This is a genomic window from Shewanella sp. (assembly GCF_051658185.1).
Classification (GTDB): domain Bacteria; phylum Pseudomonadota; class Gammaproteobacteria; order Enterobacterales; family Shewanellaceae; genus Shewanella.
This window is the reverse complement of record NZ_JBOFMC010000336.1, coordinates 1-1,993: the sequence shown is the minus strand read 5'-3', so window position 1 is coordinate 1,993 and position 1,993 is coordinate 1. Positions and strand designations below refer to the sequence as shown.

Below are 1,993 nucleotides of genomic sequence, written 5' to 3'. Positions count from 1 at the left end.
AACGTGTAATGCTTAAGCTGAGCCCGTAGCCGTAATGAAAGCGTAACCGACTGACAAGGCACTGAGGACAGTGCCTTTTTGGATGGAGCTTGCGATTGAAGGGTAACTGAGTAGAGCAGGCGTTTGTTTATTGATAGCTGATTAGGTGGTGCACATGAGCTTAAGCCATTGAGCCAAAACCGTTTGCCTTAGATATCTTGAATAAGGATATCTTTGTTCAAGACATTTTTATTCAAGACATGGTTGTGCAAGATAAAGTGCTTCAATGGCCAATGTGGGTTACATGATAAAGCTCAGATATCCTTGGAGCACAATCATGTTAACAATATCGATAAAGAAAGCGCCGACAATGGGTACCACCATAAAAGCCTGCGGTGAGGGGCCTGTGCGTGACACCAACGCGCCCATGTTCATCACCGCTGTAGGGGTGGCGCCCATACCAAAGCCGCAGTGGCCGCCAGTGATCACCGCAGCATCATAGTTGCTGCCCATGATTTTGAAGGTCACAAAATAGGCGAACACGGCCAGTACAGCGGTTTGCACCAGTAAAATGACCAGTAGCGGGATAGCTAAATCAAAAATTTCCCAGAGCTTAAGATTCATCAACGCCATCGATAAAAACAAGGCTAAGGCCACGGTGCCTATGACATCGATGCTCTCGGTGTGGGGTTTATAGCCACGCCCCAACTCGGTGATATTGGCAATAATGACCCCTAAAAACAGGGCATAGACAAAATCAGGCATCTTCAGCCACGTGATCCCTGACTGATTAATCCAGCCACTGAACCATTTTGCGCCTGCAACACACAATAAAAGGACGAATAAGGTCTCTAGAATGGTTTTGGCGGTAACGTGATCTTCTTCTAATTGATCGTAAGTGACTAAGTGAGGGTGATCGGTATGGTGTTTGCGACCAATGCCGTAGCTCGAGATAAGATTATGTTTGCTGATGAGTCGTTGGGCGACTGGTCCGCCAATAATCCCGCCCATGACCAGACCAAACGTGGCTGCAGCCATGGCAAACTCGAGGGTATTGATACCATAGTTTTCGGCAAAGGTTTGTGACCAAGCGACACCCGTGCCATGGCCGCCCGATAAGGTAATTGAGCCGGCGATCAGCCCCATTATGGGCTCAATCCCAAGTAGTGTGGCTAAACTCACCCCAACCGCATTTTGGATAACGATATAAACCGAGGCGACGCCCAGAAAAATAAAGACTTTTTTACCACCGCTGAGTAAGAGCTTATAGTTAGCGGAGAGTCCTATCGTACTGAAAAACATCAACATTAAGATATTTTGTAAAGAGAGACTGAAGCTCAGGCTAATGTTTTGAAAGTGAAGACCGGCAACACATGCAGCAACGACAAGCCCACCGACGATGGGTTCGGGAATATTGTATTTTTTAAACAGGCGCACATGACGGTTAATAGAATGACCGATGAATAAGACAAAAATCGCCATTAAAAACGACTCTAACTCGCCAATCGTATAAGTAGTGTGCATGAAAATTCCTTACAAATGATGTTATGCGGGTATTTCATTGGGCGAAGTGCTCGCCTTGAGTCAACCCATTTTGTTATTCAGTACCTGCTAATGCTGGATGTTGAGCGCTCGATATAGAGGATAACAACCCGTTGCTTCCCGAGGGTGCGAGGTTGGTTTAAGCGCGAATGAATCGTATTGGGTTTTTAGATCAGTATGACGCATAAATCGGGTCATACGGATGATAAATAACAGACAAAAGTGACAAATCTAGACTTCTTCAAGGTCCATGGTGAGCATGGAATTTGAGCTTACTGAGGCTCATTAGCCTGAAGAACTGGGGGCAGTGTAGCATAAAACGCGCCATCTGTCGTCAAATCATCTTATAAATCATGATGTTGATAAAATGTGCTCTCGCTGTTATGTAAAATATTGGCCGATGCTGCGGCCTAAAATGGCCGCATACGTTTGACAATCAAGGATTTTATGATTGATTTTTAGGTGAGGCATT

General features: G+C 45.5%; 1 protein-coding gene. It reads right to left on the bottom strand.

The window, feature by feature from the left end:
• Positions 1 to 279: 279 nt before the first annotated feature.
• The gene (gene gltS, locus ACRCZA_RS12845) at positions 280 to 1,503 is read right to left on the bottom strand and encodes a sodium/glutamate symporter (protein ID WP_438674814.1); all 1,224 of its coding nucleotides are present in this window, start codon (positions 1,501 to 1,503) and stop codon (positions 280 to 282) included.
• Positions 1,504 to 1,993 lie beyond the last annotated feature (490 nt).